General features: G+C 48.1%; 24 protein-coding genes. 8 read left to right on the plus strand and 16 right to left on the minus strand.

Features of this window, described 5'->3' with window-relative positions; translation table 11 throughout:
• Nucleotides 1-26: 26 nt before the first annotated feature.
• The 3 genes from C504_RS0109885 to C504_RS0109900 all read right to left on the minus strand — a co-directional run bounded on the left by C504_RS0109885 (nt 27) and on the right by C504_RS0109900 (nt 3,304).
• Entirely contained in the window at nt 27-671 is a 645-nt protein-coding gene (locus C504_RS0109885; protein ID WP_018689174.1) for a hypothetical protein, read from the minus strand.
• Between the two features lie 700 nt (nt 672-1,371).
• On the minus strand, nt 1,372-2,721 hold the full coding sequence (locus C504_RS0109895; protein WP_245555178.1) for a reverse transcriptase domain-containing protein: 1,350 nt from the start codon (nt 2,719-2,721) through the stop codon (nt 1,372-1,374).
• Between the two features lies 1 nt (nt 2,722).
• Nucleotides 2,723-3,304 carry an SLATT domain-containing protein gene (locus tag C504_RS0109900; protein ID WP_018689177.1) on the minus strand — a complete coding sequence of 194 codons (582 nt, stop codon included), beginning with the start codon at nt 3,302-3,304 and terminating at the stop codon, nt 2,723-2,725.
• 308 nt (nt 3,305-3,612) lie between these two features.
• Here C504_RS0109900 and C504_RS0109905 point away from each other — a divergent pair, with 308 nt between their 5' ends.
• Entirely contained in the window at nt 3,613-5,001 is a 1,389-nt protein-coding gene (locus tag C504_RS0109905) for an aminotransferase family protein (RefSeq protein ID WP_018689178.1), read from the plus strand.
• Here C504_RS0109905 and C504_RS0109910 read toward each other — a convergent pair.
• From C504_RS0109910 to tkt, 9 genes are all read right to left on the minus strand, one after another.
• Complete coding sequence (locus C504_RS0109910) at nt 4,998-5,714, minus strand: SGNH/GDSL hydrolase family protein (RefSeq protein ID WP_018689179.1); 717 nt, start codon at nt 5,712-5,714, stop codon at nt 4,998-5,000. The two genes, C504_RS0109905 and C504_RS0109910, sit on opposite strands and share 4 nt — an antisense overlap.
• A 95-nt stretch (nt 5,715-5,809) precedes the next feature.
• Entirely contained in the window at nt 5,810-6,703 is an 894-nt protein-coding gene (locus tag C504_RS0109915; RefSeq protein WP_018689180.1) for a fructose bisphosphate aldolase, read from the minus strand.
• A gap of 281 nt (nt 6,704-6,984) precedes the next feature.
• Nucleotides 6,985-8,187 (minus strand): phosphoglycerate kinase, encoded by a 1,203-nt coding sequence (locus C504_RS0109920; protein WP_026317377.1) that lies wholly within the window; start codon nt 8,185-8,187, stop codon nt 6,985-6,987.
• A gap of 69 nt (nt 8,188-8,256) precedes the next feature.
• Entirely contained in the window at nt 8,257-8,877 is a 621-nt protein-coding gene (locus tag C504_RS0109925) for a LysE family translocator (RefSeq protein ID WP_018689182.1), read from the minus strand.
• A gap of 59 nt (nt 8,878-8,936) precedes the next feature.
• Nucleotides 8,937-9,503, minus strand: coding sequence for a DUF924 family protein (locus C504_RS0109930; RefSeq protein WP_018689183.1), 567 nt, complete (start codon nt 9,501-9,503; stop codon nt 8,937-8,939).
• A gap of 330 nt (nt 9,504-9,833) precedes the next feature.
• On the minus strand, nt 9,834-10,871 hold the full coding sequence (locus C504_RS0109940; protein WP_156815917.1) for a hypothetical protein: 1,038 nt from the start codon (nt 10,869-10,871) through the stop codon (nt 9,834-9,836).
• 452 nt (nt 10,872-11,323) lie between these two features.
• Nucleotides 11,324-11,605, minus strand: coding sequence for a hypothetical protein (locus tag C504_RS0109945; protein WP_018689186.1), 282 nt, complete (start codon nt 11,603-11,605; stop codon nt 11,324-11,326).
• A gap of 286 nt (nt 11,606-11,891) precedes the next feature.
• Nucleotides 11,892-12,905 (minus strand): type I glyceraldehyde-3-phosphate dehydrogenase, encoded by a 1,014-nt coding sequence (gene gap / locus C504_RS0109950; RefSeq protein WP_018689187.1) that lies wholly within the window; start codon nt 12,903-12,905, stop codon nt 11,892-11,894.
• A gap of 141 nt (nt 12,906-13,046) precedes the next feature.
• Complete coding sequence (tkt, locus tag C504_RS0109955) at nt 13,047-15,035, minus strand: transketolase (RefSeq protein ID WP_018689188.1); 1,989 nt, start codon at nt 15,033-15,035, stop codon at nt 13,047-13,049.
• Between the two features lie 325 nt (nt 15,036-15,360).
• On the opposite strand from tkt, the gene C504_RS0109960 reads away from it, so the two are divergent.
• The 5 genes from C504_RS0109960 (at nt 15,361) to C504_RS0109980 (ending at nt 18,869) form a co-directional block, all read left to right on the plus strand.
• On the plus strand, nt 15,361-15,633 hold the full coding sequence (locus C504_RS0109960) for a DUF4164 domain-containing protein (RefSeq protein WP_026317379.1): 273 nt from the start codon (nt 15,361-15,363) through the stop codon (nt 15,631-15,633).
• Entirely contained in the window at nt 15,633-15,986 is a 354-nt protein-coding gene (locus C504_RS0109965; RefSeq protein WP_018689190.1) for a cell division protein ZapA, read from the plus strand. The genes C504_RS0109960 and C504_RS0109965 overlap by 1 nt, the downstream gene beginning before the upstream one ends.
• A 95-nt stretch (nt 15,987-16,081) precedes the next feature.
• Nucleotides 16,082-17,485 (plus strand): HNH endonuclease signature motif containing protein, encoded by a 1,404-nt coding sequence (locus C504_RS18325; RefSeq protein ID WP_018689191.1) that lies wholly within the window; start codon nt 16,082-16,084, stop codon nt 17,483-17,485.
• A gap of 225 nt (nt 17,486-17,710) precedes the next feature.
• A complete protein-coding gene (locus C504_RS0109975) occupies nt 17,711-18,340 on the plus strand; it encodes a TetR/AcrR family transcriptional regulator (protein WP_018689192.1) in 630 nt (209 codons plus the stop codon).
• A gap of 4 nt (nt 18,341-18,344) precedes the next feature.
• A complete protein-coding gene (locus C504_RS0109980) occupies nt 18,345-18,869 on the plus strand; it encodes a GFA family protein (RefSeq protein WP_018689193.1) in 525 nt (174 codons plus the stop codon).
• Between the two features lie 35 nt (nt 18,870-18,904).
• Here C504_RS0109980 and C504_RS0109985 read toward each other — a convergent pair whose 3' ends face one another.
• Both C504_RS0109985 and C504_RS0109990 read right to left on the minus strand, forming a co-directional pair.
• Nucleotides 18,905-19,606: a YoaK family protein gene (locus C504_RS0109985; RefSeq protein WP_018689194.1), complete on the minus strand. Its 702-nt coding sequence runs from the start codon at nt 19,604-19,606 to the stop codon at nt 18,905-18,907.
• A 172-nt stretch (nt 19,607-19,778) separates the two neighbouring features.
• Nucleotides 19,779-21,752, minus strand: a complete 1,974-nt coding sequence (locus tag C504_RS0109990; protein WP_018689195.1) for a bifunctional 2',3'-cyclic-nucleotide 2'-phosphodiesterase/3'-nucleotidase — start codon at nt 21,750-21,752, stop codon at nt 19,779-19,781.
• A 158-nt stretch (nt 21,753-21,910) separates the two neighbouring features.
• Between C504_RS0109990 and C504_RS0109995 the strand changes: the two genes are divergently transcribed.
• The gene (locus C504_RS0109995) at nt 21,911-22,300 is read left to right on the plus strand and encodes a hypothetical protein (protein ID WP_018689196.1); all 390 of its coding nucleotides are present in this window, start codon (nt 21,911-21,913) and stop codon (nt 22,298-22,300) included.
• Nucleotides 22,300-23,100 (plus strand): class D beta-lactamase, encoded by an 801-nt coding sequence (blaOXA, locus tag C504_RS0110000; protein WP_018689197.1) that lies wholly within the window; start codon nt 22,300-22,302, stop codon nt 23,098-23,100. The genes C504_RS0109995 and blaOXA overlap by 1 nt, the downstream gene beginning before the upstream one ends.
• Here the strand turns inward: blaOXA and C504_RS0110005 are convergent.
• Nucleotides 23,080-23,721 carry a Pr6Pr family membrane protein gene (locus C504_RS0110005; protein ID WP_018689198.1) on the minus strand — a complete coding sequence of 214 codons (642 nt, stop codon included), beginning with the start codon at nt 23,719-23,721 and terminating at the stop codon, nt 23,080-23,082. The genes blaOXA and C504_RS0110005 overlap by 21 nt on opposite strands.
• Entirely contained in the window at nt 23,721-24,128 is a 408-nt protein-coding gene (locus C504_RS0110010) for a hypothetical protein (RefSeq protein WP_018689199.1), read from the minus strand. The genes C504_RS0110005 and C504_RS0110010 overlap by 1 nt, the downstream gene beginning before the upstream one ends.
• Nucleotides 24,129-24,258 lie beyond the last annotated feature (130 nt).

Consider the following 24,258-nt stretch of genomic DNA (forward strand, 5'->3'; position numbering starts at 1 on the left):
TGCGTTTGCGGAAAATTATCCAACATTTATGGCGGCGCTGCCGGCGCTTGAAGCGCCAGTGCGTGACATTCTTTTAAAATTCTATCGACTTCATGAGCGGGGTTTGACCTATATCCAGGCGGCAGGCCGGGCCGTAGCGGCGGCACGCGCCTTGGCCCAGCGGGGGCAGTCTTTCGTTTATCGAGTTGCCGCGCCAAACGCTTTGCCTGTTTGGGTAAATCGCTCAGCACATCTTGCAGGGCTTTGAGCCGCGCGGTGAGGGCTGCTGCGTTAAGCGAATGATTTTGTGGTCGCGGTGCAAAAGCCGGAATGGACACGCCGATCACGCTTATGCGTGGCAGTGATTTGTTCGGCAGTTTGAACGCTTGCGGGTGGCGCGCGGCAAACCGTTTGCGGGGATCGAACAGTTTAAAGCGCGGCGTGTGCTGCGCGGTGTTTGGTTGAAATTGTGCAAAATTGGGCAGGGTGCCTGTGCTGGCTTTGACCTTGGCGTTGCAAAACCGTGCCGCGATGACGATGAGCCGCCGCGCGGCGCTTTCTGCCGGACGCAGCACGCGCAAAATAGCATTGCGGCTTTGGCGCGATAGGTGCGGCGCGGCGATTGCCACCAGCGCGGCCAGCACACGCAGCAATGCATCACGATTAAGATTGATTGCCGCCTGCCAGTTCATACCGCCCTCATTGTTTGGGTCGCATTATGGGGGCGGGTGTGTGGCGGTGGATAAGTTGGCGTACCTTTTCCTCTCCCGCCAGCGGGAGAGGGATGTGAGGCTTCGCGCATTTGCGCGTTAGCCGCAACTGGGTGAGGGGAATTGGATGCGGCCCCTCATCCGTCTACTCGCTATCGCTCGTATCCACCTTCTCCCGCGAGCGGGAGAAGGGAAGGTGCTAACCGCCTCCTCCCATTTATGGGGGAGGCAAGCGATTGGGTCGCTTGCGGCCCAGAGCTGGTGGGGGTGGAATGCAGTTTGTTTGAATAACCCCCACTCTGTCCCCTTAGAAAGTGGGAGAGAGGTGCGTGTTCGGCCCATCGTCGTCATCCTGTTTGCTTTGTATAAGTGGTTGTGGGGTGGGGAGTGGCCTCTGATCTTCCTTCTCCCGCTTGCGGGAGAAGGTGGCCGAGCGCAGTGAGGTCGGATGAGGGGGAGATAAGTTGCTTAGGGACTTTCCCCTCTCTTGCACATTCTAGCACTTAGATTTCGCGCTGCTCATCTAAGACGCTTAATTTGCGTTCTCTCCCGCAAGGGGAGAGAAAATGAATTCTTGGCGCAGCACAGCAAGCCTTAGAATTCATAAGAGAGGGGTTTGCGTAGCGACGTCGAAGGATCCATTCCGTGAAGGTGAAGAATCTTGCATGGACAGACAGATTTTTTATGAGAATGATTCAAACATGTCACGCTCCAGATCGCGAATTTCATACGCAATTGTTTTATCAAATTGTCGTTTTAATTCTTCAGATGTTAAAGCATCTAAATATTCATTTGTATAAAAATTGGGTTTTAAAATTGCTAACTCAGATTTCATCTGCTCGTCGTCAAATTGGTCAAAATTTGGAAAGTAATTGGACGTCGCGGAATTAAAACGAATTTCTCTATAGCTTTTTTTAAAAGTCTTAATGCGAGGGTCTGGGCTTGCAATTTTAGAGTTTATACTTTGCTTGAGTACGAAAGCATCTAGCTGGTTTAGCTGCTGCCAATTCTGAGTTTGCGAAAAATAGAATAACCAACCAATACGTCTTCCATTATATATACAGCCCGTTATTTTTAAATTTATCGACCAGATCACTCTCGTTTTATTTTGGCTATTTTTCAATTTTGTGAAGACGCCTATAAGTATACGAAACATCTTTTTGAAAGATTCATTGCGTACGCTTATTTCTGTGCGTTTGAATTTATAACCTAAATACTCTACTCCCTCGATGATTGGCACAATCTCGCTTTTGCCGGCGGTACCAATTTCATGAATCTGTAGTTTACGATTAATGAGCAAAGCATTAGATATAGACGAGGCTATTTTATCTGCTTTTTCCGGTGAGCATACAATTAGGATGTCATCAACAAATCTAAAATAGCTATAATCTGGATTGCTCCCAAAATCGTCATCGAGATCTTCTAAGTAAATCGAAGCCAGTATATTTGCTATGCTTAAACCTTGCGGAATGCCTTTTTTGTTTATGATTTCGCTTTTTTTGTTTGCTCCAGTAGGGTTTTTAATTGCTCTATTGATTAACCCAACAATTGCCTTTGACCGACATTTTTTAGCGAGTATTTTGGATAAGATGTCGTGATCTACACTTGGATAAAAGTCTTTGATATCTAAGCGAATATAAACTGAAGTTTCGGGTGAGTTCTCTGATGCTACATGTACCTTTTTAATAATTGAATGAGGAGGGATCGAGCTGTGATTAGGAAAAATTTTTGCTAAGACTAATGATAGCAATTTCAAAACTAGCTTATCACGAACCGTTGGAATTGATATTTGACGAGGGAGCTTGTTTACGCCTTTAGAAAGCAGTTTTTCTCGATAAGGCGAAAATTGAAAAGTTCCAATTTTCAATTTCCTGATAAGGGTGGTTGCCTCCCAATCAAGATTAGTTTTAAATGCTTTCGTGGATTGACCGTCTACTCCAGGCCCTGCTTTTCCATCAATATAGAGTTCAAAAACTTCAAACAAAAAACCTTTGTTTAAATGTGTCTGAAATAATTTTGTTGGGCTCGACACTTTATCCAATGGCAGCCCTTATAAGAAATGGTCCAAATAGAGCAAAGCCAACTACAATTATAATTGCCAGCCACGGCAATAATAGGTTCACCAAGAACATAAAAAGATATGCAAAGTTCCACTTCACGTCATTGTCATTTGTATCAGTCAGTTTCCCGCTACCAAACAGTGTTGTATATATTATTAAACTTGTTCGATCTGATGAAGCGTGGTTTGGATATGACGCTAATATTTCGTGATATTTTGAAACTAATAATGGGGTTTCGATATTGGAGTCAGCTATAGCTTGTAGTTTTAAATAACACTCTCGATGTAATACGGCCTTTTCTCCGAACTTAAAGTTAAGTAAAACTAACGAGAGCACAGTGATGAGCACTGATAAGGTGATTAAATGTTCATCCCGGTGTAAATTGTCGGAAAAGGTATCATTATATAAAGTTAGCCCAATTAAAAGCACTGACACCAATGCCACGCTGATGTGAGCAAGCCTATCGTACGATCTCAGTCTTTTTTCAGATTGCATTCTGATCTTAGAAGTCCACCAAATCCTAGTGAGAATTTTATCTTTTTGGAAATCGCTCATTTTGAAGACCGGACGTATAATTTCAATAGCATTATTTCCTCCGAAGAAGATAAGATAAACCTCAGATAAACCGATTTTCTAAGTTGAGCCGAATTTTTAATCAGCTAGCGAAAAAATCGCTCCGTCCTTTCTTCACTTTATACTTAAATCATAGATTTTCTAGGTGTGAATTGATTACTAACAGCTTACTCCCCCCATCTGGTCCCTATTCATAAAATATCTGGACCTAAACCTTTTGCTTGTTTTAACGTGATGCTTCAGTATCAATTTAAGTCGCGAGCGCAGGGCCGCGTAATCGGGAGATCACAATGAATAAGCCAACCAATATCAACGATTACACATCTGTCGTTGAGGCTGACAAAGCCCATATCTGGCATCACCTTAGCCAGCACAAGAAGTTTGAAACCGTTGACCCGCTGATGATTATTGAGGGCAAGGGCCTGCGGGTGTGGAACCAAGCGGGGCGCGAGCACCTTGATGCCGTATCGGGCGGCGTGTGGACCGTGAATGTGGGCTATGGCCGCGAAACCATTGCCGATGCGGTGCGCGACCAGCTTGTTAAAATGAATTTCTTTGGCGGCACAACCGGCTCTATTCCGGGGGCGAATTTTGCTGAAATGCTGATTGCCAAAATGCCGGGCATGAGCCGCGTTTATTATTCAAACTCTGGTTCTGAAGCCAATGAGAAAGCCTATAAATTTGTGCGCCAAATCGCGCATCAAAAATATGGCGGCAAAAAGCATAAGATTCTTTATCGCGAGCGCGATTATCACGGCACGACCATTACCGCGCTATCATCGGGCGGGCAGGACGAGCGCCGCGACCTTTACGGCCCTTACACGCCAGGTTTTGTGCCTGTGCCGCATTGTCTTGAATATCGCTCGCAGTGGGGCGATGTGGACGATTATGGCATTCGCGCCGCCAATGCGATTGAAGAAGTGATCTTGCGCGAAGGCGCGGACACTGTGGGCGGGCTTATTCTTGAGCCAGTGACAGCGGGCGGCGGCGTGATTGTGCCACCGCAAGGCTATTGGGACCGTGTGCAGGAAATCTGCAAGAAATATGATGTGCTGCTGATCATCGACGAAGTGGTTTGCGGCATGGGCCGCACGGGCACATGGTTTGGCTATCAGCACTATGGTGTGAAGCCTGACATTGTGACGATGGCGAAGGGGGTTGCTTCTGGCTATGCGGCGATTTCTTGTACCGTGACAACCGAAGAAGTGTTTAACGAGTTTAAGTCTGATGCTGCTGATCCGCTGAACTATTTCCGCGATATTTCCACCTTTGGCGGCTGTACGGCTGGCCCTGCGGCGGCGATTGAAAATATGCGTATTCTGGAAGACGAGAACCTTTTGGAAAACACCACCAAGATGGGCGAATATATGCTGGAAAGGCTCGAAGAGCTGAAAGCCAAGCATGTGCTGATCGGTGATGTGCGCGGCAAGGGGCTGTTTGTTGGCGCCGAACTTGTGAGCGACCGCGACACCAAAGAACCCGTGCCGGAAAGCGTGGCGCAGGCCGTTGTTGCTGATTGCATGAAGGAAAATGCGGTTATCATTGGCGCGACGAACCGTTCGCTCAAAGGCTTTAACAATACGCTGTGTTTCTCACCGGCGCTGATTGCCACCAAGTCAGATATTGACGAGATTATTCATGCGGTTGATGGCGCGTTGACGCGCGTTGCGGCTGGCTAGTCTTTTACAATATAGCGGCTTAAATGCTCGCCCCAGATGCGATAACCATCGGGGCCAGCATGAAAGCCATCACGGGCAAAGCCGCTTACATCTTCAATCGGGATAGGCTCTGAATAGAGCGCGCCTCGCTCCTCGCATAATTGTTTGCCCTTGGCGTTAATCAGCGCTGCGCGGTAGCTCAGCACTTTTGCAAGGCCGCTTGGTAGCGAGGGAAATTTCGTCATGTCGGCAACGGGCGTCCAGATGATTTGCGCCTGCGGAAAGCGCGTGCGCACGGCATAGAGCAATGTGCCAAAGCTTTTCTTGAAGGTCGGTATGGCGTGGAAATTCTTCATATCGTTGGTGCCAACGGCGATAATCACATGGGTGAAATCACGCTCTTCAATATGCGGCAAAATATAATCGCGCACCAGATCTGCGGTTGCAGAATTGCCGCCAGCCGAGCGCCAAGCGACGCTTTTTCCAGTCTTGTCATGAACCGCTTTTGCAATGTTGAAGGTGAGGGTGTGTTCCAGCTCTTCCATGCCGACACTGGCAACGGTGCTGTCGCCAAGGGTGAGGATTTTGAACGCTGGATCACCGTCGCCCAATTGACCGCTATGGGGCAGAAAAGCCGGCAGCAAGCGCTCGATGCGCCTGCGCAATTGAATGCCCTGCCAAGCATAGACCGGAAACATGAGCCAGCTGAGAAGTGATGATCTGGTGTTCGACATGGGAGTTCCGACAGGTTGCTTGTAGATAAATGCCCATAAAGCAAAAAGCCCGCAGCAATGCTACGGGCCTTTTGTCACAATTTTGTCAGTTACACTTATGCAGCTTTAGAAGCTGAAAAAATGCTGTCGATTGTTTCAGCCAGTGCGCCATCAAAATCAGGGTCAGGCTGATGGGCGGACAGACCTTCTGTCAATGCGCGTGAGAAGCTGGCGATCATGCCCACATTGAGGCTCAGAAGGCTGTTGGCCTCGTTGCGTGAATAGCCGCCGGAAAGTGCGACAACGCGCATGACGCGTGGATCATTGATCAAAGGGCGGTAAATATTGGCTTTTGTTGGCAATGAGAGCTTTAGCATAACTTGTTGGCCAAGCGGCACGCTATCAAGTTGCTTGGCGATTTGCTCAAGCAGGATTTCTTCAGCTTGGGCTTTGTCAGCAATCGAGATTGTGATTTCTGGCTCAATGATTGGCACAAGACCATGGTCAAGGATTTGACGGCCAACTTCAAACTGCTGGGCGACATTGGCCGCGATGCCTGTTTCATTGGCCCCATTAATGACCGAGCGCATTTTTGTGCCGAAAACATTTTTAGACGCAGCGCGTTTAAGAAGCGTGCCTAAATCATCCATCGGCTTCATCAGCTGAACGCCGTTTTCTTCAGCCATCAAGCCTTTGTCGACTTTCAGGAATGGCACGACATTACAATCTTGCCAAAGGTAATCGGCTGTAGGTTTGCCGTCGACATCGCCGTCCATTGTGCGCTCAAAAAGGATCGCGCCAATAACTTTGTCGCCGTTAAAGGCAGGAGATTTCACAATGCGGCTGCGCATTTGGTGAATGAGCGCGAACATTTCGTTTTCATCGCGGTAGGCGTTTTCTTCAATGCCGTAAAGCTTGAGCGCTTTGGGCGTTGAGCCGCCTGACTGGTCAAGCGCAGCAATAAAACCATCATTCTTGGCGATTTTTTGAGCCATCAAATTATCAGACATGCGATTTTCCCTATCGTGACATCAACATTAGTGTTGCTCAAAATGAGCTGTTGGAACGCCATAACAGTGGATTTCAAAAATTTAAACAGGCTTTAAAATACTTAAAACGATTAAATTTTATTCAATCGTTTTAAGTGCTTAGAATTTTTCAAGTAAGGTTAAGAAGGCTTGGATATGTCCACAGAAATTCTGTGCATCGATGCAGCTTATTGCCGAATCGAAACGGCCACCATGAATGACAAATCCATGATGGCCGCAAAATTGGTAAAACTGAGTAGGGCTTAGCCGAGCGCTTTAACGCCTGGCAATTCTTTGCCTTCCATCCATTCAAGAAACGCACCGCCTGCGGTGGAGATGTAGGTAAAGTCGCCTGCAACGCCAGCCTGATTGAGTGCGGACACGGTATCGCCGCCACCAGCAACGGAAATCAAACGGCCGGACTTTGTTAATGCGGCCGCAGCTTTCGCCGTTGCCATTGTTGCTGTGTCGAAAGGCGGCATTTCAAACACGCCAAACGGGCCATTCCAGATGAGCGTGTTGAGCTTGTCGAATTCAGCGATTACGTTTTTGACCGCTTCGTCGCCTGCATCAAGTGACATTTGGTCGTCGCGCAGTTTTGTTTCGCTATCAAAGGTGATGCTTTCCGTTGGTGCATTGGGCGCGAATTCTGTTGTTACGCGGCCATCAACGGGCAGCACGATGCGGCAGCCGCTTTTTTCTGCTGCGGCCATGATCGCTTTGGCTTTGTCATGCATATCGGCCTCTTGCAGCGAGGCACCCATTTCAGCGCCATTCGCAGCGATGAAAGTGTTGGCCATGCCGCCGCCGATGATGAGCACATCCAGCTTGCCGACGAGGTTTTCTAAAAGGTCGATCTTGGTTGAAACCTTTGCGCCGCCAACAACGGCACCAAGCGGACGCTTTGGATCGCCAAGGGCTTTGTTCAGTGCGTTAAGTTCGGCTTCCATTGTGCGGCCAGCAAAGGCCGGTAGCAAATGGGCAAGGCCTTCGGTTGAGGCATGGGCGCGGTGTGCTGCAGAAAAGGCATCATTGATATAGATATCGCCGTTTTCAGCCAATGCTTTGGCAAATGCCGCATCGTTTTTTTCTTCGCCATCGTGGAAGCGTGTGTTCTCTAACAGAACAATATCGCCGCCTGTCATTTCGCCAACTTCTTTGGCAGCTTCTGCGCCAATGCAATTGTGAGCAAAATCAACACGGTGGTCCAGCACTTCTTCCAGCGCTTGCGCGATGGGGCGAAGGCTCATCTCTTCAACCACTTTGCCCTTTGGACGGCCAAAATGGGCAAGAAGAACAACTTTGACGCCTTTGCGTGACAGTTCTTCAATTGTTGGCGCAATGCGCTGAAGGCGGGTTCTATCAGAAACCGCACCGTCGACGATGGGCACATTCAAATCGACGCGGACGAGGGCGCGTTTTCCGGCAATATCGTTTGGAAGATCGTCTAGCGTTTTGAAGGTCATGTTGTGTCCGTTAAAGCGTTTCGCGTTAAATGATTCTTTTTGTACCATGTTAAACGCGAAAAGCTCTCGTTAGCGCGTTGAACTTGTTGTCAATGCTATACCGATACCAAAGGCTGCCAGCAACACACCGAGGCTTTGTTCAAGTGACTTTTTAATTTTAAGAAAAGCTTCGCGTATTGGTGTGAACGTAAAAAACATCGTGACCAGAACGAACCATAAAAACACGCCGCCTGCCATGATGAAGCCATAACCGACTTGTGTGAGGAGCGGAGTGGCGGGCGATGTGACCTGCACAAAAACCGACAGCGCAAACATTGTCGCTTTGGGATTGGTTACATTTGTTAAAAACCCCCAGCGCAAAGCGCGCCAGGGCGAAATGGCAGCTTTTGTTTCAACATCGTCCATTTTAGACGAGGCGGTGCGATACATGGTGATGCCTAAGAATATTAAATAGGCAGCACCAATGAGCTTAAGTGTGTTGAACAAAAAGATAGATTGAGACACGAGCAGGCCAATGCCTGCCAAGGCATAAGTGACATGTACGCCAAGGGCCAGTGCGATGCCCAGTGCTGTCATAATGCCAGAAAGGCGCCCGCCCATCAGCGCGTTGCGCACCACAACCACAAAGTCTGGGCCCGGCACAATGGCAACGATTATGGTGATTGAGATAACAGTGAAAAGTTCAAGCATGGCAGCGATTCCTAAAAGGTCAGCTATATTGACCTAAATGGAATCGCTGTTGCTTGCAATTAAAACATCGAGTCGCCGCGTTCATTCATATAGGCCACTTCATCGGGTGTTGATGCACGGCCAAGGGCGGCGTTGCGCTTAGGAAAGCGGCCAAAACGTTCGATGACTTTGGTATGGTTTAGCTGAAACTCATAAAGGTCATCACTAAGCTTGCGGAAAAGATTGAGCCCTTCATTTTGAATGGCAAGGCTTTCGGCATGCATATAGGGCATGTAGAGGAATTGCTGCTCTTTTTCATTCAGCTTCATGTCGAGGCCCTGCGAGATCGTTTCTTGCGCCAGTGCGAGGGCCAAAGAATCGTTTTTAAAGGCATCGGCATGGCCGCGGTATAGCTGGCGTGAAAACTGGTCGAGCGCGATAATTTCAGCCAAGCGGCCCTGCGGCGTGTCGCGCCATTCAAACAATTCGCAGCGTTCGGCCTTTTTCAAGGTGAGCATGAAACGGCTGGAGACTTCCGCATCAAATTCCGCCTTGCCACCGAACCAGTCTTTGCCATCATGTTCTTTGAACCAGAAATCAAGAAGCGCTTGCGCGTCTGAATTCGTTGCAATGTCTTCAGGTCTCATAGTCCATCTCCATCAAAATCATCATCGCGCCGATTAGCTTGGCCGATCCAATGTGTGCCGCGTTCATGCGAGCCGGGCATTTGCCGCCTTGCTGCCTTTCGCACAAGCCACGATATAAGCAACATAGCAACCGCAAGTGCGATCGCAATTATAATAAAAAGAAGAGGGCCATTTTGCATGGGGTTGAGGATAGTGTGGGAAGAGGTGAGGGGCAAATGGAAAGCGCGGCAACAGGTGTGGTTTTTGCAGCGGTAAAATGAATGGCGGCAATGTGGGCGAGGCGATACTTCGCCGCGCTTGCTTTCTATTCTGCTTTAACCTCAACCACATCTAGTCAATACCGTATATCATTGCCGCATACTCGCGAACCTCATCTGGTGTCTGGTCTTCTATTTCCCGTAAATATCCCAAGAATTCGTCGGGGTCACTCAGAGAGAATATACGGGCCTTGTACTCCAACTCAGTCCCAAGTGGCTCTTCCTTCAATAGCGCAGCGCAGCGCTTGTCGATGAAGAGCGCATCCACGTAAGGCGCGTACGTCGAGATTGTCCTCACATCTTTCATAAGTCCACGATCAACTATTCTCTTCTCGCCCATTACGACACGCCTAGCAACAGCGGCAAATAAGTATGATGAAATCCTTTGATGTGGTATTTCCCTTTGCTGTTCCCAATGCCAAAACTTCATGATTTCAATCGCCTGCTTATCTTCATCAACTCCCCGATCATCAAGAAGGTGGCAAAGCTCTTTATACTCACGATATATAGGCCTGCCAGAACTCTCTAATAATGCCAGAGGGTCATTTGGATCAGGATTTGAGACTTCCTCAAACCACTTCGCAAAGGCCTGCTTCTTTGTTGGCCCAATTGCTGAAAACTCACTTTCGAGAACACCCGCGAAAGATGCCTTCTTCTTAAGCCACGTGTCCGCGAGTTGTTTCAATGCATTATGCACTTCGCCTCTCACGGTTCGAATGTGATCTGCGAATTGGCTGTAGTCAGCCTGCACGTCAACGTGCATATCGGGCAGCCATTCATTTCTTCGGCTGTCCGTAATCTCATCTACATCAAGAGAAACCTCAGGCTCTTTGCCATCAAAGTATGCCTTTGCAAACTGGATGTCCTGCAAAAGCTCCACATCGTGAGAATCCATTACGGAAACATCACCACCGAAGAACTCATATAAGCCGCGCAGTTCTTTAGAACTGTGGAAGACCGTCGTCTCATCGTGGTGGATGTCGGAGTGAGGCAAGAAGACTTGCTGTAGAAGAACGCACCGTCTTAGCAGGGCGTAAACTTCTTTTGCAAAGGCTTCATGTCCCTTTGGCAGGTTCCCTTCGTTCTTGACGTTGTAGATCATGCTGAACATGAACTGGTCCAGATAGATCGCCTTTTTGCTTAATTCGGGTAGAGCTAGTTGCACCGTCCTTCGGCAGTTGGTGCAGCGTTTGGTCAACAATTGCCCGCCGGAAGAAAGTATGCCCATTGTCGTTTGACCGCACTTGGCGCATCGTGTGAACGGCCCGCGTTCCCATGTAAATCTGCTCAATGTGTAACACCACTTGCAAGAAAGTCGATTTGACCACGCTCCCTAAAGCGGACCTTTGCGCACTTCTCAGCAATGGTCAATTTGGACTCCTTGCGACTATTTACAGTCAAAGTCGCATAACCGGACTGCTGGCATATGCAACCAGAGAAATTCCATTGAAACGCTCGCAAACTGGTTTTGCCAAGTTGTGCGAGCGATCATAAAGGCGGATAGGCTTCAGTTTTCACGCCATGGGCGATCTTCGGTCAGAGTTCAGCTATCTATCATTCACTTTAAAAATCATAACGATTGGCACTTGGGTCCGTGTTTTTAAGTTTTTCACCAGTCTTACTGTTCAAGCAATTTTTATCACTGGCAGCGCAAGGTTTTTTAGCCGGATCTTTAACCCCAAGTGCAGCGCCCGCAACTGGCGTAAATCCATCGCGTTTGCCCGCTTTCTGCTTTTCGATAGAGGCGCTTTCTTTGGTCGCTTTTTGATCGGCTAAAACTTGCGTTGGTAGAAATAGACCCGCAACGATAATCGCAGTGGCGATCGTTTTTACTTTTTTGAACATTGTGATTTCCCCATGATATAAAATATTTCGTATTTGATACGTTCGTTTTAATTTGGCTGTGCTGAACGTAAACTGAACAGCTCAATACTTGGTGTTTGTGCTGCCTAGAGCGTTAGCAGGTGAGTGGATCGACGCACATCAACAAAAAAGCCGCCTGATTGCTCAAGCGGCTTTTTGAATTATTTATTGTCGCAATTCCGGACGCAAAACCGCTTCCCGTTTCGCAGGGAAACCATTCGCCGGATGGTTTCCTTTTCCGCTCAACTTGCTGGAATTGCTTGGTTGTTTAAATCAACTTGCCCATTGCAATGGCAGTGTCGCCCATGCGGTTTGAGAAGCCCCATTCATTGTCATACCAAGTCAAGATAGACACCATATTGCCATCCATTACAGATGTTTTTTCCGCATGGAAAATCGATGAATGCGGATCATGGTTGAAGTCGGAAGACACAAGCTTTTCATCCGTATAGCCCAAAATACCTTTGAGCGCGCCTTCAGATGCTTTCTTGATAACCGCGTTGACTTCTTCGGCTGTCGTGTCGCGCTTAGCGATGAACTTGAGGTCAACCAAAGAAACGTTTGGTGTTGGTACGCGGATTGAAATGCCGTCCAGCTTGCCGTTTAGTTCTGGCAAAACAAGGCCAACAGCTTTGGCTGCGCCTGTTGATGTTGGGATCATGGAAAGCGCTGCTGCGCGGCCACGATACAAATCATTGTGCATTGTATCGAGCGTTGGCTGGTCACCCGTATAAGAGTGAATGGTTGTCATCATGCCTTTTTCGATGCCGATCTCATTGTTGAGAACATAGGCAACTGGTGACAGGCAGTTTGTTGTACATGATGCGTTTGAAACGATGAGATCGTCTTTGGTCAACGTATCATGGTTCACACCATAAACGATGGTTTTGTCTGCACCTGATGCTGGCGCTGAAACAAGAACGCGCTTTGCACCAGCTTCTAAATGGAATGAGGCTTTTTCTTTTGATGTGAAAATGCCGGTACATTCCATAACAACATCAATGTCCAATTCCTTCCATGGGAGGTTTTTCGGATCACGTTCGGCAAGAACTTTAAAGCTATCATCGCCGACTTTGATGGTGTCGCCTTCAACTGTGATGACGCCCGGGAAGCGGCCATGGACTGAATCATAACGCATCAAATGAGCGTTTGTCTCAACAGGACCAAGATCGTTGATCGCAACGATATCGATGTCTGTGCGGCCTGATTCATAAATGGCACGCGCGACATTGCGCCCGATGCGGCCAAAACCGTTAATGGCAATTCGAAGTTTCTTAGACATAAAGCCTCCATAAGTGTGGGAGTCACGCATGGTGGCGAAACCACCATTTTAGGAATTCAATCGATTAGTAAACTTAGTCGCAGAAAAAGCCAACTGTCGGGGGAGAATTATCTTGTCCCCCGATCAATGTATTAGTCGAAATTATGCTTCTTTTTTATGAAGCTTTGCTTCAGCTGCCGCCACAACTGCGTCTGCTGTGATGCCGAAGTGATTATAGAGATCATCAATCGGGGCAGATGCGCCGAATGAGTTCATGCCGATGAAATCACCGTCCCAGCCGATAAAGCGATCCCAGCTTTGGCGGATAGCCGCTTCAACCGCGATGCGAACCTGCGCTTGCCCGATAATCGCTTTTTGGTAATCAGCAGACTGTTTTTCAAACAGTTCCATACATGGCACAGAGATAACCCGTGTTGGATGACCCATTGCTTCAAGCTTTTCGCGGGCAGCCAAGACGATTTCGACTTCTGAACCAGAGGCAAACAATGTCACAACCGCATCATCAGATGCTGTTGCCAATTCATAAGCGCCATAAGCACACATGTTTTCTTCATTGTATTCTTTGCGAACCGCTGGAAGGCCCTGACGTGTGAGCGCCAATGTGGACGGTGTCTTTTCGCTTTCCAATGCAATCTGCCAGCATTCAGCTGTTTCAGTTACATCGGCAGGGCGGAACACATTGTGGTTTGGAATAGCGCGTAGCGACGCCAATTGCTCCACCGGCTGGTGGGTTGGGCCATCTTCGCCAAGACCAATTGAATCATGTGTCATGACGAAAATATTGCGGATTTCCATCAAGGATGCGAGGCGCATAGACGGGCGGCAATAATCTGAGAAGATCAAGAATGCGCCGCCATAAGGAATGATGCCGCCATGCAATGACATGCCGTTCATTGCCGCTGCCATGCCATGTTCGCGAATACCGTAATAGATATAGCGACCGGAGAAATCGTCCGGCGTGATTGGCGTCATTTGCGGTGTTTTGGTGTTGTTAGAGCCTGTCAAATCGGCAGAGCCGCCAATGGTTTCTGGCAAGGCTGCATTGATGACATTAAGCGCCATTTCAGAAGCTTTACGTGTCGCCACTTTTGGCAAATCTTTAACAAGCTGCTTTTTGTAATCTGCAATCGCAGAGACAAAACCAGTTGGTAATTCACCGCGCATACGGCGTTCAAATTCAGCCTTTTGGCTTGAGCCAGCAAGGCGTTTTTCCCAAGTGACACGTTCTTTGGCAGCGTTAAGGCCAACCAAGCGCCAATCATCAAGAATTTCTGACGGTACTTCAAACGGTTCTGCTGACCAGCCAAGCGCTGCGCGTGTGCCTGCGATTTCATCAGGGCCGAGCGGCGAGCCGTGTGCGCCAGATGTGCCAGCTTTGGTTGGGGCACCAAAACCGATTGTCGTGGCGCAAGCAATCATTGTTGGCTTGTCCGATGATTTTGCCTTTTCAATTGCCGCAGCAATCGCATCAGGGTCGTGACCATCAACAGCTTCGGTTGCCCAGCCAGAGGCTTCAAAGCGCGCGCGCTGATCGGTTGAATCTGACAATGAAACAGCACCGTCGATGGTGATTTTGTTGTCGTCCCATAAAACGATCAATTTGTTGAGCTTGAGGTGTCCTGCAAGGGAAATCGCCTCTTGGCTGATACCTTCCATAAGGCAGCCATCGCCCACCAATGCATATGTGTAATGGTCAACAAGGTCGCCGGTGAACTCATCGGCAAGCTTGCGCTCTGCAATCGCCATGCCCACAGCATTGGCAACGCCTTGGCCAAGCGGGCCAGTTGTTGTTTCAATACCAGCAGCGTGGCCATATTCAGGGTGGCCGGCTGTTTTTGCGCCGAGTTGGCGGAAATTCTTGATCTCATCAATCGTGATGTCTTCATAGCCTGTCAGATAGAGCAGGGAATAAAGCAGCATTGAGCCGTGACCCGCAGAAAGCACGAAACGGTCGCGGTCTGCCCATTTTGGGTTGGTTGGGTCAAATTTTAAAAACTTGGAGAAAAGGACAGTCGCAACGTCGGCTGCGCCCATCGGCAATCCTGGGTGCCCAGAGTTTGCTGCCTGTACAGCATCCATAGACAAAAAGCGGATTGCATTGGCCATCCGGTCATGTTTTTCACGTGTCATTTTTTAGGTCCATTTTCAGTGGGGGCGGCAAGTTTAAGGCTGCCTACTCAAATTTCGTGCGAGACATAGCAGGTGGGGTGTTTGAGTCAACAAATGCGTGTTGCGACGCATCATATTGGCTGTGAAGTCTTCATATAGTATTGATTTATAAAACCACAAAAATTGTTGATCAAGCCAATGATAGCTTGAAATTTGCGTCGATCAAAGGCTAGTTGAAGTTCTGTGTTATGGGACCATGCTAAGGCCTTATTGCCATTCAAGAAACATGGATGCCCAGCACCGACTATCTGCTGACGTTACGCCGAAGGGATATGATCGTTCGACAATGGCTGCGCCTCAAACATTAACCCAAGCGCTCAACCGCTTGGACAAAGCTCTGGCTAAATTAGAAGATGCGGTAGACCGCAATGTCGAAGTGCGCGCTGAATTCAAGGACGCAGAAGAAGAAGTGCAACGTCTGAATTCCGACCGTGCACGCTTGGCTGGCGAGCTTGATATATCAGAGGGCCGAGGCGAGCGCCTTGAAGAAGTCAATAAGGAAGTGTCGCGCCGTCTGGTTACGGCGATGGAAACAATCCGCGCGGTATTGGATAAATAATGGCACAGGTTAATGTTACCATTGATGGCAAAAGCTACCGAATGGCCTGCGATCCGGGGCAAGAAGAGCATCTTGAAGCGCTGGCGGCCAAGTTCGACAAATATGTCGGCCATTTAAAATCATCCTTTGGCGAAATTGGCGACCAACGGCTCACCGTTATGGCGGGCATTATGGTGATGGATGAACTCACCGAACTGCAAAAGCGCGTTAAAGGCATTGAAACCGAAATGGAATCGCTGCGCCGCACCCGCGACGATGCGCTGAGCAAAGCTGACAAACGCGATGAAACGCTCGTTGAGCGCCTAACAACTGCCGCCGATAAAATCGACGAGATTGCGGGCAAGTTGGTTTAGGGGGGCTGGCGGTGGTCTTGAGCTTTCCCCTTGAATGTCTGACGCGTTTTAGAGTGGTTCACTCAAGTGGTTGAGTGAAATTTGGAGAGATCGCTATGTTGTCAATTGATGAATTTATGTCTTCTCTAGCAAAGCGCCACCCTGTATTTATTTCCCGTGGTCACAAGAAGCATGTTGCCGAAACAATAAAGGCTATTTGGCCATCAGCAACATTGGAAGAAGATTACAAGGGGCCTGAAACGGCCGGCCCAAAAGTACATTTTTTTATTCGTGATGGCGCAACAAAGATTGCAATTAATTTTCGATACAAGACCAGCAAGTTTGAGCTGGATGACGAAGGTATCGAGTTAAAAGATCATAATGCATTAGATCATGGGCGCTATGACTTCGTTTCCGATCTAGCTAGCATGGAACAATTAATAAACGAGGTAGAACAGACCGTTGGTTGGGCTATTATTCTAACGAATGATGACAGATATTGGAAAGTTCCAGATAGGGATTTTTCACACCGGTTTGATCGAGACTTCAGGATTTCAGAAAATATTGTTCTTAAAGGTAAGTTTGAATGGTTGCCAGCTGCCAGCGATGGAACGAAGAATAATCGAGACAGGCCAGCCTTTCTAAATGGTGCATATAAATGTGAGTGGAAGAATTATTCGTCATTTTCTGATGACAAAAACGGAGCTTTTAGATATTTGGGATTGTCAACTTCAACAACCAGTAGTGGCTTAGATGTAGCTGAAGCTGAAAAAAGACTTCATACAAAACAGCAGCAAAAAGACCTTGAAAACTGCTCAATGGAGGATTTTAGAAAAGCTGTCAGTGAGACAGAGAACAAAGGCGAGAAATGGCTTTATAAAATAACAGAATCATTGCCTGCTAAATCTGAATTTCTTAAAATTGGTGAGGGTCTATTTCCCCTGAAGGCAATCTGTAAGCGCACTATACAGATTTATCGAGAGAGAGATCAAAGTGAGCGGCGTCTATATTCTGACTTTTATGCCACATCCAATGAATTGAAGAGTTCCTTGAAAAAAACGCAGTTCTTTTCTGTAGCTGATTTTATTTCATTATCTAACGAAAGTGCTGATAATAAAAAACGAGTGGATGCTACTGAAATCAACGAGTTTTGGAAGAAGGTTCCGCCGCCACGTCATGGGCAGAGTAAGTTTAGAGCAGGTTTGTTAGGTGCTTATGGTAACCAATGCTGTATAACAGGCTCAACAGTTGGCTGTGTTATACAAGCTGCACACATCGACCCCTACGATAGAGCTCAAGAAGTTGAGGTTGGTAATGGTCTTCTGATGCGTGCTGACGTGCATTTATTGTTTGATTCGGGCCTTCTAAGTATTTGCCCCAAAACATATAAAGCTTTCTTTCACATGGAAGTTAAATCTGAGTACGCTGAATTTCATGAGCAACCGCTAAAATATGAAGTCAAGATAAGTGAACTTGGGAATAATGGACTTCTAAAGCGCTGGAGATATCGGCGTATATGAAATTTCTCACCTCGTTTTGAATTTTTAGAGATTATACGTAGATAGGCGGAACAGTTCCACCCACTCACTGCCATCTGCGGCGGGCACGTATTGCTTCGGGTAATGCAAGCAGCACCATCGATGCGACCATAACAAGGAATAGTCAATAATAGTGTGAAGGGCATGCATTTGCATGCCTTCTAAAATTTCTTGACATACATACCTGTCGATCGGTATGTAAACTTCATGTCAAGACCAACCAAATATCAGCCGGAACGAGGTGAGGCGAAAACACGCTTATTAGAGGCGGCGCTTTTGCTTATCCGATCGAAAGGTTATTCAGCCACATCGGTGGCTGATCTGTGCGAAGAAGCAGGTGTTACGAAAGGCGCGTTCTTTCATTGTTTTGAAAACAAAGAAGCGCTTGGTGTGGCTGCAGCAAATTTTTGGGCTGAAAACACCGGTGCGTTTTTTGCCGATGCACCTTATCACCAGCATGATGATCCGCTTGAACGTATACTTGCCTATGTAGCTTTTCGCAAAGCCATTATCGATGGTGATATTTCTGAATTTACTTGTTTGGTCGGCACGATGGTGCAGGAAGTTTATGCGATATCACCAGCCATTCGCGATGCGTGCGCGAATAGTATTTTTGGTCATGCTCACACGCTTGAAGCTGATATTGCCGATGCCATGAAAGTGCACAAGTTGGATAGTGTCTGGACAGCTGAAAGTTTGGCACGGCACACACAAACCGTTATTCAGGGTGCTTTTGTTTTAGCCAAGGCGGGTAATGACCCTTCCTTAGCGACTGAAAGCCTCGACCATCTTGATCGATATATCCGCCTTATTTTCAACCCTTCAAAAGGGAGCTAATTCGATGACGAAAATTCTATGCAAATGTGGAACGACAGCGCTTGAAGTAACCAAAGAGCCCATTATGAGCGTGGAATGTCTGTGCGATAGTTGCTCAAAGGCAGCTTCCAAATTCGAGACATTAAGGGGCGCTCAATCCATTGTGACCAAACTGGGTGGAACACATTTTGTGTTGTATCGCAAAGATCGTTTTTCTTGCGTTGCAGGTGCTGAAAACCTGAAAGAGTTTCGCCTTTCGCCTGATGCTAAGACCCGCCGTGTGGTTGCGACATGCTGCAATACGCCAATGTTCTTAGAGTTTGAGCAGGGGCATTGGGTGAGCATTTATGCTAATTTGTGGAATAATGAAAACCGCCCGGCGATAGAAATGCGCACGATGACAAAAGATGCCGTTGGTGTAACGCCGCCCGATGATGTGCCAAACCCCAAAACGCATACGCTGGGATTTATGGGCAAGCTACTGTCTGCTTGGGTCGCAATGGGATTTCGCAATCCGAAAATTGCAGTCAATGGCCCGCTGGATATTTGATGTAGATAGTTATTGCGCCTATTCAACGCATCCACTCACCGCCTATTGCGGCGGGCACGTATTGCTTCGGGTAATGCGATGAACAGCAGCATCATTGCGGCGATGACAAACAGCCAATAGTCAATAAGGCCGAACAGAAGCACGCCGCAAATACCGCCAATGGTAAAGCAGGCGAGGGTTAAGCTGTGTAGTTTGAGCTTTGGCACGGCCTCGCGTTTTAACTGGTCGCTTCCTGCGAGCGCGGCGAGTTCGATGCCGATATCGGTTGCCATTCCTGATACGTGGGTCGTTCGCACGCGTGCCTGCGTTATCATCGTGGTGACTGCGTTTTGAAGGCCCATCACAAAGCTCAAAATGATGAGCAGAAACATTTCCGGTGTTTTGTCTGCCAGCAAGATGAAGATAGCGCTCAAGCCCAAAAGAATAATAGCCTCGGCCGCAATCGCTAAGGCGAATATAGATTTGAGCTGGGAACGCTCGCCCGTTTGTATGGCAAGCGCGGTTATGCCTGCGCCGCAAATGAAGGCTAATGTTAATCCTGCAAAAGACAGCGCAATCATGACCGAGCCATGTGCGAGATAGTCTGCAAAGGCAGATATGTTGCCTGTCATATTTGCCGTGAATGATCCGGCAACCATGAAACCTACCGCGTTTAGCGCGCCTGCAATGGAGGAAAGAAGGCCTGCTAAAAGCAGGTCAACACTCGCGGTTCGTTCATCACCAACGCTGATTAGCATTACGTGGCCTTTTCAATTTCTATCAGCAAAGTGTTAGAACTCCGCGATAGGCTTTGTAAAGCTGTGCGGCGGTGACAAGCGTGTGCTGCAAAAATAAAACACCCCCGCAGAATTTTGCGAGGGTGTTTATGGGATGTTTTTAGCGGGGCCATTGCTGACCCCGCTTTTTGTTTTAAAGGTTGATGCGGAAGCGGGCGAAACCGTCTGCGCCATCGCCTGCTTCTTCGATTTTCACGCCTTTGACATTGGCGGCATATTGTTTGGCTTTCGGGCCTGTATCGAACACAACCGATGTGCCTTCCAGTTCTTTGAATGTCCAATTGCCGTCTGCGCTTGGGCTGATCGTGCCTTGCTCGACAATATAGCGCACGATCACATCGCGGTTGGTGTCTGGGCCTTCAAAGATGATTGTATCGCCCAATGCGCCTGGAAACTGGCCGCCGCCGCTGGCACGGTAATTGTTGGTTGCCACCACAAAGCGCGCTTCTGGATCAATCGGCTTACCGTCAAATTGCAAATCGACAATGCGGTTTGCATCTGGATTAACCGCAACGCCATCACCATCAAATTTTGATGGTTGTGACAGATCGATCTTATAGGTCACGCCGTCCATCACATCGAAATTATAAGATGGGAATTCAGGGTTGAGCAGTTCTTGATCTGCTTTGCCAAGTTCTACCTGATTGAACATGCCTGCTGAACGCTCCAGCCAGTCTTTGACCTCAGCGCCAGAAACTTCGACCGCGCGAACCGTGTTTGGATAAAGATAAAGGTCGGCCACGTTTTTAATCGCCACATCGCCTTTAGCAACATCGGTATAATAATCAGCGCCGCCGCGGCCTCCGGCTTTAAACGGTGCTGCTGCCGATAGAATTGGCAGGCCTTCCCATTTGGTGCCTTGCATCATTTCAGCAATATACCATTGCTGTGCTTGGCTGACGATTTGCACCGATGGATCATCGGCAACCAGCGCAAAGTAAGAATAGAGCGGCGCATCGGTTTTGCCGACAGAGCGGCGCACATAACTCAGTGTCTCGTCATGTTCTTTTTGCACGCTGGCGAGCACATCTTCTTGGCTTTCAACGAGGGCTGTTACTTTGCGATCATCGCCGCGCATGGAGATTGGGCGCGCTTCGGTGGTGCTGGTGACGACTTTCCACTCATTGCCGTCTTTCTCTAACATCAGATCAATCAGGCCAAGGTGCGAACCCCAGAAGCCGCCCATCGCGGCAGGCTTGCCGTGAATGGTGCCTTTGGCAACGTCCACACCAGCAAAGTCGCTGAACTTTTCGCTCGGGAATACGAGGTGGTTATGGCCCGTCATCAGCGCGTCAATGCCTTTGACTTCTGCCAGTGGAACAGAGGCGTTTTCCATGCCGTCGGTGTGTTTTGCATCGCCAATACCAGAGTGCGAAAGCGCGATGATAATGTCTGCGCCAGCTTCTTTCATCTCTGGCACATAGGCTTCAGCTGATTCCACAATGTCGCGGGCCTGAACTTTGCCTTCTAAATGTTTGCGGTCCCAGTTCATCACTTGCGGCGGCACAAAACCGATAAGGCCGATTTTAATGGCGTGCTCATTGCCCGCGCCGTCTTTGACCATTTTGTCGAGGATTACATAGGGCTTAAGCAGCGTTTTGTCGGCGCGTGGATTAGCGCCCATTTCCTTGGCGATATTGGCCGACACAACAGGGAAATTGGCACCAGCCAGCGCTTTCATCAAAAAGTCGAGGCCATAGTTGAACTCATGATTGCCAAGCGTTGAGGCTTCATAGCCAAGCGTGTTCATGGCCTGAATGACCGGATGCATGTCGCCTTCTTTCATACCGCGCTCATAGGCGATGTAGTCCCCCATCGGATTGCCTTGCAGAAAATCGCCATTATCGACCAGCATTGAGTTGGTGGATTCGGCGCGAATTTCCTTGATGATGGAAGCGGTGCGCGCAAGGCCAACGGTGTCTGTTGGCATGTCGCTATAATAATCATACGGGAAAACATGGACGTGAAGATCGGTTGTTTCCATAAAGCGCAAATGCACCTGATTTGCTGAAGCTTTGGCGGAAAACGGGTGCAACACGGCAAGCGCTGTCACGGCAGCAGCGCCGCCTAAAAACTGGCGACGTTTCATGAGCATGATTTGGGACATAGTGTTCTCCTGATGAGTGTTTTGCTGGTGCAAGTTGGGCACGGCATTCTTGATGTTGTCAATCGCCTAAGCAAATTGTGTGACAGGTGTATTACAAGCAGCAAAGTGAAAAAGGGCGATTACATAATTCCGACATAAGTTCTGTTTAGCGCAGCTTTATGCGTGTTTTATCTGCCATTAAATTTGTGAAGCCCTTCGCGGGGCTTGTTGTCTTAGCGTCGATTTTTCCGCTAATTTCCCCGCCGCTTGCTCATGGGCAGGCACTTTCTTGGAAGCAAGAAAAGTGCGTGCGTTATTCGGATGCGTGGGACAAGGCGATTACGCTTTACGATAAAGACAAAATGAGTGCGGATTTTGTAGCCGAACATGAGCGCTTCATTAAAGCGAATTGCGACCATGATATTCGCGTTTGTCCGGTGTCAGATTATGATTTAGAAGTTGCCAATGCGATGGTTGTCGCCTCCATGAATGCGGGAACGGCAAGCACGTTTCCGCCTTTTACGTGCCGCGATGAGAACAAAGAACTTCCCAATTTTAAGGGCAAATAATGAGCAGGTTAGCGCTTCTTTTTACAGTCATCATTTTTGCGGCTGTGCCACATACAGCAAGCGCAAAGACGATTTGCACCATTGTGATCGATGCTGCTTCATCTGATGTTTTGCATGAAGAAGGCAAATGCGACACCCGCGCTACGCCTGCTTCAACATTCAAAGTTGCTCTTGCCTTGATTGGTTTTGATGCAGACTATTTGAAATCTGCGCAATCACCCGTTTTGCCATTTAAAGAAGGCTATGCGGATTGGGGCGTTAAGGCATGGCAGCAGGATACGACGCCGGAGCGTTGGATGCGCTATTCAGTTGTTTGGTATTCACAGCAGATTACCAATGCTTTGGGCGCTCAACGTATAAGTGATTATTTGCAGAATATCGGCTTCGGCAATGCCAATTTTTCAGGCGATAAGGGCTTTAACAATGGTTTAGAGCGGGCATGGATTGCCTCGTCGCTTGAGATTTCACCGCGCGAACAAGTGCACTATTTATCGCGCATGCTGAACCATGAATTACCGGTGAGCGCCAAGGCTGTGGAACTGACGAAAAGCATTGTGCAGATCGATCAGGCGCAGAGTGGCTGGACAGTTCACGGCAAGACAGGCCTTGCCTTTCCGCGTAATGCAGATCGCAGCTTTAACCGCTCACGCGGTTTTGGCTGGTACGTCGGCTGGGCCGAAAAGGATGGCAGGCGAGTTGTGTTTGCACGATTGCTTCAAGATGAAAAACGCCAGAAGGAAACGCCTTCAACACGTGCGAAAGCCGGCTTGCTCAATGATTTATCCGCGCTGATCGAGTGATTGCCGCCGCGCCAACCATTTGTCCAAGGCAATGAGTGCAAGTGCAAACAGGCAAAAAGCAAATGCGATGAGTAGCGTGTTGCGGATGAATTCGAAGGTCGAAAGCTGGGTTAAATCCAAGAACCAATAGGCATACCATCCGTCGAGCGCGCCGCGCGTTACCGCATATAAAAGATAAGCCATTGGGGCTGCGACAGCCAAAATTGCATCACGCCAAACAAGTTTTCCATGATGGCTAAGATACCACGCCAATAAGAACATGATGGGGGATACATCATGCAAGCCGCGGTCTACAACCAACTGCCATCCGGTGGGTGACCAGACCGAGCGCAAGGCGACCGAATAGACAAAGCCGACCAATGCGATTGAAGCGGCGGTGATCATTCTGGCGCGTGCATTGTTTAAAAAGGAAGGCTTTGAAAACACCATGGCAGTGGCAACAAGTGCGACAGCAATATTGGTTAGGATGGTGAAAAATCCGAAATATCGCCAAACGGCTTCAAGAACAGTGGCACCTTCGCCAGTCATTTGATTGATAATCAGAACAAGCTGTACGCCGAGGCAAAACCAGACGACTATTGCCGTCATGGCTGGTACGGATTTTTCCAAAGGCATACGCATTAGCATTCAACCTTGTTGAGCGTTCTGTTCAAGCCCAGCTCTGGTGCACCGCCTTTAACCGTTGCATCCTTATCCGTAAGGGCAATGGTGAGATCAACCGATTGGCTTTGGCCTTCTTGATTGAAATTGTAGGTGGCTGTGATTGTTTGCTCAGAAACGGTGCCTTCGATGCTTCCTTTGCGTTGATCTTTAAATTGCGGAAGCCAATTATAGCTGCCTTTTGCCGCTTTGCCGTCGATTGAAATCAGCAATTCTTCCATATCGGTGGTGTCGCCATTGGTGAAAATGTTGCGGTAGCAATAATCTCCACTTTCAAGCGCAGCGCTGCCTGATGACGGATTTGCGACCTCCTGACAGGCTGATAAGAGTAATGATAAAGCAATAAGCGTTGTTTTTTTAAAGTACATTTTTACTTTTACTTCTCGAATTATTGTTCTTTATTAAATTTTTATTTGAAGTATATTAATCGTTATCCATGAATATATGTTGTGTAAAATTTAACTCTCGTTGCATATTTTAATTGTTTGAACTGTGATT

Origin of the sequence: Ahrensia kielensis DSM 5890 (assembly GCF_000374465.1) — a bacterium.
Classification (GTDB): domain Bacteria; phylum Pseudomonadota; class Alphaproteobacteria; order Rhizobiales; family Rhizobiaceae; genus Ahrensia; species Ahrensia kielensis.

Bases quoted from the DNA above. Each gene is read 5' to 3' on its own strand.
- C504_RS0109980 (WP_018689193.1), top strand. From the start codon at position 18,345: ATGACGAAAATTCTATGCAAATGTGGAACGACAGCGCTTGAAGTAACC.
- C504_RS0109900 (WP_018689177.1), bottom strand. From the start codon at position 3,304: ATGAGCGATTTCCAAAAAGATAAAATTCTCACTAGGATTTGGTGGACT.
- C504_RS0110010 (WP_018689199.1), bottom strand. From the start codon at position 24,128: ATGTACTTTAAAAAAACAACGCTTATTGCTTTATCATTACTCTTATCA.
- C504_RS0109885 (WP_018689174.1), bottom strand. From the start codon at position 671: ATGAACTGGCAGGCGGCAATCAATCTTAATCGTGATGCATTGCTGCGT.
- C504_RS0110005 (WP_018689198.1), bottom strand. From the start codon at position 23,721: ATGCGTATGCCTTTGGAAAAATCCGTACCAGCCATGACGGCAATAGTC.
- C504_RS0109945 (WP_018689186.1), bottom strand. From the start codon at position 11,605: ATGTTCAAAAAAGTAAAAACGATCGCCACTGCGATTATCGTTGCGGGT.
- C504_RS0109985 (WP_018689194.1), bottom strand. From the start codon at position 19,606: ATGCTAATCAGCGTTGGTGATGAACGAACCGCGAGTGTTGACCTGCTT.
- C504_RS0109920 (WP_026317377.1), bottom strand. From the start codon at position 8,187: ATGACCTTCAAAACGCTAGACGATCTTCCAAACGATATTGCCGGAAAA.
- C504_RS0109915 (WP_018689180.1), bottom strand. From the start codon at position 6,703: ATGTCTGATAATTTGATGGCTCAAAAAATCGCCAAGAATGATGGTTTT.
- tkt (WP_018689188.1), bottom strand. From the start codon at position 15,035: ATGACACGTGAAAAACATGACCGGATGGCCAATGCAATCCGCTTTTTG.
- C504_RS0109975 (WP_018689192.1), top strand. From the start codon at position 17,711: ATGTCAAGACCAACCAAATATCAGCCGGAACGAGGTGAGGCGAAAACA.
- C504_RS0109995 (WP_018689196.1), top strand. From the start codon at position 21,911: ATGCGTGTTTTATCTGCCATTAAATTTGTGAAGCCCTTCGCGGGGCTT.
- C504_RS0109905 (WP_018689178.1), top strand. From the start codon at position 3,613: ATGAATAAGCCAACCAATATCAACGATTACACATCTGTCGTTGAGGCT.
- C504_RS0109965 (WP_018689190.1), top strand. From the start codon at position 15,633: ATGGCACAGGTTAATGTTACCATTGATGGCAAAAGCTACCGAATGGCC.
- C504_RS0109940 (WP_156815917.1), bottom strand. From the start codon at position 10,871: ATGTTCAGCATGATCTACAACGTCAAGAACGAAGGGAACCTGCCAAAG.
- gap (WP_018689187.1), bottom strand. From the start codon at position 12,905: ATGTCTAAGAAACTTCGAATTGCCATTAACGGTTTTGGCCGCATCGGG.
- C504_RS0109960 (WP_026317379.1), top strand. From the start codon at position 15,361: ATGGCTGCGCCTCAAACATTAACCCAAGCGCTCAACCGCTTGGACAAA.
- C504_RS0109910 (WP_018689179.1), bottom strand. From the start codon at position 5,714: ATGTCGAACACCAGATCATCACTTCTCAGCTGGCTCATGTTTCCGGTC.
- blaOXA (WP_018689197.1), top strand. From the start codon at position 22,300: ATGAGCAGGTTAGCGCTTCTTTTTACAGTCATCATTTTTGCGGCTGTG.
- C504_RS0109990 (WP_018689195.1), bottom strand. From the start codon at position 21,752: ATGTCCCAAATCATGCTCATGAAACGTCGCCAGTTTTTAGGCGGCGCT.
- C504_RS0109930 (WP_018689183.1), bottom strand. From the start codon at position 9,503: ATGAGACCTGAAGACATTGCAACGAATTCAGACGCGCAAGCGCTTCTT.
- C504_RS0109925 (WP_018689182.1), bottom strand. From the start codon at position 8,877: ATGCTTGAACTTTTCACTGTTATCTCAATCACCATAATCGTTGCCATT.
- C504_RS18325 (WP_018689191.1), top strand. From the start codon at position 16,082: ATGTTGTCAATTGATGAATTTATGTCTTCTCTAGCAAAGCGCCACCCT.